This is a genomic window from Stenotrophomonas sp. HMWF023, from assembly GCF_003060985.1.
Lineage (GTDB): Bacteria > Pseudomonadota > Gammaproteobacteria > Xanthomonadales > Xanthomonadaceae > Stenotrophomonas > Stenotrophomonas lactitubi.
This window is the reverse complement of the sequence record NZ_QAIJ01000268.1, coordinates 1-3,999: the sequence shown is the minus strand read 5'-3', so window position 1 is coordinate 3,999 and position 3,999 is coordinate 1. Positions and strand designations below refer to the sequence as shown.

The window sequence follows — 3,999 nt, the reverse complement described above, 5'->3', positions numbered from 1 at the left end:
CCATGCCGATATGGACAAGGCTGGACAAGACCAAGCCGGTACCGGAAAGGGTGACCACGCATGACTGAGCGCTGGATGGTCCGGCTGGCCCTGGCGGCCGCCCTGATGCTGGGCAGTACCCTGGCCACGGCCGCCGAGGGCGGCACCAAGCTCCTGCAGGCTGGCAACGACCTGGGTGACCGGGCGTCGCTGCAGCGCGGCGCCCAGCTGTACATGAACTACTGCAGCGGCTGCCACGCATTGAAATATCTGCGCTATTCGCGGATGGGCGAGGACCTGGGGCTGAGCGAGGAAGAGGTGATGAACAACCTCAACTTCACCGGCTCGGCGGTCGGCGATCCGGTGCCGGTGGCAATGCCCAAGGAGCAGGCCGAGAAGTGGTTCGGCAAGATGCCACCGGACCTGAGCCTGATTTCGCGGGTGCGCGGCAGTGACTGGGTCTACACCTACCTCAAGTCGTTCTACCTGGACAGCAGCCGCCCGCTGGGCTGGAACAACGCGCTGTTCGCCAACGCCTCCATGCCCAATCCGTTGTGGGAGATGCAGGGCCTGCAGCACGCGGTGCATGGCAAGGCCGAAGCGCCGGGCATGGACCCGCCGGTAACCGGCCTGCGCATCGAAAGCCCGGGCTCGGTCGACGCGGCCCAGTACGACCAGGCCGTGCGGGACATCACCAACTTCCTTGAATACGCCGGCGAACCGGCCGCGCTGAAGCGGCAGCAGCTCGGTGTCTGGGTGATCCTGTTCCTGGCCCTGCTGACCTTCCTGGTGTATCTGTTGAAGAAGGAATACTGGAAGGACGTGCACTGATCCAGAGCCGGCCATTGCATCGGGCCTATTGGCTTTTGTGATGGTCGGTTGCACACTCGGGGAGGAGTCGACCGCCGGCACGGTGCTGGTGGCGCCGATGCGGCAGGCGGTCTCCTGTCGTAGGAGAGCCTTTGATGGCGGCGAGCGTACGCATGCGCAATACACTGACGCTGTTTTCCTCGAACGACGATGTACTGTGCCACCGTGTGCGCCTGGTGCTGGCGGCCAAAGGCGTGAGTTTCGACTTCGTTCCGGTCGATCCACAGAACCCGCCGGAAGATCTGATCGATCTCAATCCGTACCACTCGGTGCCGACCCTGGTCGAGCGCGAGCTGGTGCTGTATGCCGCGTCGGTGGTCAGCGAGTATCTGGACGAGCGCTATCCGCACCCGCCGCTGATGCCGGTCGACCCGCTGTCGCGCGCGCGCATCCGTCTGGCCATGCTGCGTATCGAGCATGACTGGGTGCCGCAGGTGCAGGCGATCCAGCTGGGCAACAAGACCCAGGCAGAGGCGGGCCGCAAGCGGCTGAAGGAACTGCTGACGGCCTCGTTGCCGTTGTTCAAGGCCAGCAAGTTCTTCCTCAACCCGGAAATGAGCCTGGCCGACTGCGCGATGGCGCCGATCATCTGGCGCCTGCAATCGCTGGACGTGCCGTTGCCGAAGGACAGCAAGGCCATCGAGGACTACGGCAACCGGATCTTCCGCCACCCCGGTTTCGTTCGCAGCCTGACCGATCAGGAAAAGAAACTGCGCGATCTGCCGGGCTGATCCGGCATCCGCTTTCCCGTCTGCACGCCGACCGGCGTGCAGGCGATCCGCCCCGGCAGGGGCGTCGGGCGCTACACTTCACGCATGACCGAAGACTTCTTCCACATGACCAGCCACCGCCCGTACCTGTTGCGGGCACTGGTGGAATGGATCAACGACAACCAGCTGACTCCGCATATCCTGGTCGACGCCGGCGTTCCCGGCGTGCAGGTTCCGCCTTCTGCCGTCAAGGACGGCCGGGTGGTGCTCAACATCGCCGAGCGCGCAGTCGTGCGGCTGGTGATCGACAACGAGTCGGTGAGCTTCTCGGCGCGCTTCTCCGGCACCAGCTATCCGGTGCAGGTGCCGATCAGTGCGGTGCTGGCGGTGTATGCCCGCGAAACCGGGCAGGGCATGGCGCTGCCGGACGACATTCCCGGTGGCGAGCCGGCGCAGGCCAGTGATGAGCTGCTGCACGACGATGAGCAGACGCCGCCCGACGACACGCCGCCCGCTGGTCCGCCGCCGAAAGGCCGTCCGACCCTGCGCGTGGTCAAGTAGTTTCCACAGTTTTTCATCCACGCATGGCGTGGATCTACCGGCGCGCTGTCCAGTAGATCCACGCCATGCGTGGATGCTTCTGCTCACACATCCTCGGCATCTTCGTTGTCCGCACGGATCTGGCTGATCCGCGCCGCGCCCGGGCCGGTGAAGGAAATCAGCTGGTCACCGCGCAGCACCATTCGGCCGACATGGCGATCGATGCCGTCGTAGGAATACTCGAACTTGAAGGTGCGCTCGAAACCGAGCCGGCCATCTTCCCCACGCGACAGCCGTAGACCCGTGGCGTGCACCGCCTGGTCCAGCCACTGCACATCGGCGGCACGGCAGGCATTGCGGCCCAGTTCGATCGCACGTTCGGCGGCCGAACGCGCTGCGTTCCAGAAGAAGTAGACGATACCGCCGGCAATCAGCAGGATCAGCAGGGTGGGCATGGCTTCAGCCGTCAGGTGTCGATCCGCCAAAGATGGCGACGAATGGCGACCGGATCAAGCGGCATCTGCTCAGCGATCGCTGCCGGGCTCCGTTACCGGCTGCAGCGGCACCGATGTCGGTGCAGCGGGTGCCGGCGGAGGCGGTGCAACCCGCGGTGCAGTGGCATTCAACTGCAGCAGTGCGGCCCAGTCCTGCCGGTTGAAGCTGCACTCGTCCTCGCGCCCCGGTGTGCAGGTCGGGTCGATGCCGGTGGTGTCGCGCTCGCGCGCCGGCGGCAGCTTGATCATGCCGGTGCGATCCAGTTGCAGTAGGCGCATCGCTACGGTGTTCATGACATTGCCGCCCACCAGGTAAAGCGTCTGGTCGCCACCGAGGTTGGCCGCCACCACCACTTCGCAATGCGACTTCCAATGGCCGACCGAGCCGTTGCCCAAGGCCTGCACCAATCCGCTGTAGCTGAGTGTGCTGCTGCGGTCGCGCAGGAAGCACAGCAGATCGCCCGGTGCTGGCTTGGCGGTGGCCGGGTCCATCAGGCGGTAGGGCACGCCGGAAGGGCCTGCCTGGTAGGCGGCGCGGATGTAGTCGATATGGCGCGGGGACGTGTTGAAGCCGGGTACCCCGGCACGCACCATCACCCAGGAAATGAAGGCAGCCGACCACGGATTGTCGATCAGGAACGCGCGGCAGTCGTTGTCGGTGTAGCGGGTTCCCAATGGGGCCAGACAGCTGCTGGCGCCGGGCTGGCTGCCCAGTGCGTTGAGGGTGCCGCTTTCACGCCAGTAGCTGGTGACGCGTTGCCAGGCGATCAGGCCGTTGTCAGCCAGATGATCGCCTTCGGCCTCGGTGACACTGAGGCTGGCGGCGCGGCCGTCACGGTCGATGAAGGGGCGGAACCAGAGGCGATGCTCGTTGCAGGCAGTGTTGCGGATGGCGATCGCCAACGGGCTCAGGCCGAAACGCGGGGGTACATCGCAGGCTTCGACGGCGGCGGCCGAGAAGGGTGCTGCGGCCAGCAGCAGGCAGGCAGGCAAGAGCATCCGGCGCATGCGCGGCTCCTGTGGGGGATGGTCGCAGCGTCGCAGCGCTGTTGTGAACGCCGGGTGTGAGAACGGTAGTGCCGGTCGCTGGCCCGCAACATCACGATCCGCGAATCCACCCTCAGCCCGGCGGTGGACCCAGCTTCAACGACAGATCAATGGCCTGCACGTGCTTGGTCAGGCCACCGATGGAAATGCAGTCCACGCCATCTTCAGCGATCGAACGCAGGCCGCCGAGGCCGACGCTGCCGGACACTTCCAGTGGAATACGACCTTCGGTGATGCGCACCGCTTCGCGCCGCAGTTCCGGGCTGAAGTCGTCCAGCAGGATGCGTTCACAGCCGGCCTGCAGCGCCTGCCGCAGCTGGTCCAGGTCCTCGACCTCGACTACCAGCGGCAGTTGTGGC

5 protein-coding genes and 1 pseudogene are annotated in these 3,999 nt (G+C 65.6%); 3 read left to right on the top strand and 3 right to left on the bottom strand.

The window, feature by feature from the left end; translation table 11 throughout:
• The first annotated feature begins 60 nt into the window (after nucleotides 1-60).
• The 3 genes from DBR20_RS15450 to DBR20_RS15440 all read left to right on the top strand — a co-directional run bounded on the left by DBR20_RS15450 (nucleotide 61) and on the right by DBR20_RS15440 (nucleotide 2,120).
• On the top strand, nucleotides 61-810 hold the full coding sequence (locus DBR20_RS15450; protein ID WP_108266783.1) for a cytochrome c1: 750 nt from the start codon (nucleotides 61-63) through the stop codon (nucleotides 808-810).
• A gap of 134 nt (nucleotides 811-944) precedes the next feature.
• Nucleotides 945-1,580, top strand: a complete 636-nt coding sequence (locus DBR20_RS15445) for a glutathione S-transferase N-terminal domain-containing protein (protein ID WP_089240017.1) — start codon at nucleotides 945-947, stop codon at nucleotides 1,578-1,580.
• Nucleotides 1,581-1,664: 84 nt separating this feature from the next.
• Nucleotides 1,665-2,120 (top strand): ClpXP protease specificity-enhancing factor, encoded by a 456-nt coding sequence (locus tag DBR20_RS15440; protein WP_100464519.1) that lies wholly within the window; start codon nucleotides 1,665-1,667, stop codon nucleotides 2,118-2,120.
• A gap of 83 nt (nucleotides 2,121-2,203) precedes the next feature.
• Here DBR20_RS15440 and DBR20_RS15435 read toward each other — a convergent pair whose 3' ends face one another.
• From DBR20_RS15435 to DBR20_RS15425, 3 genes and pseudogenes are all read right to left on the bottom strand, one after another.
• Entirely contained in the window at nucleotides 2,204-2,554 is a 351-nt protein-coding gene (locus DBR20_RS15435; protein ID WP_108266782.1) for a DUF3301 domain-containing protein, read from the bottom strand.
• Between the two features lie 69 nt (nucleotides 2,555-2,623).
• Complete coding sequence (locus tag DBR20_RS15430; protein ID WP_108266781.1) at nucleotides 2,624-3,601, bottom strand: DUF2272 domain-containing protein; 978 nt, start codon at nucleotides 3,599-3,601, stop codon at nucleotides 2,624-2,626.
• A gap of 112 nt (nucleotides 3,602-3,713) precedes the next feature.
• A pseudogene (locus DBR20_RS15425) lies at nucleotides 3,714-3,999 on the bottom strand (nicotinate-nucleotide diphosphorylase); the annotation flags it as partial.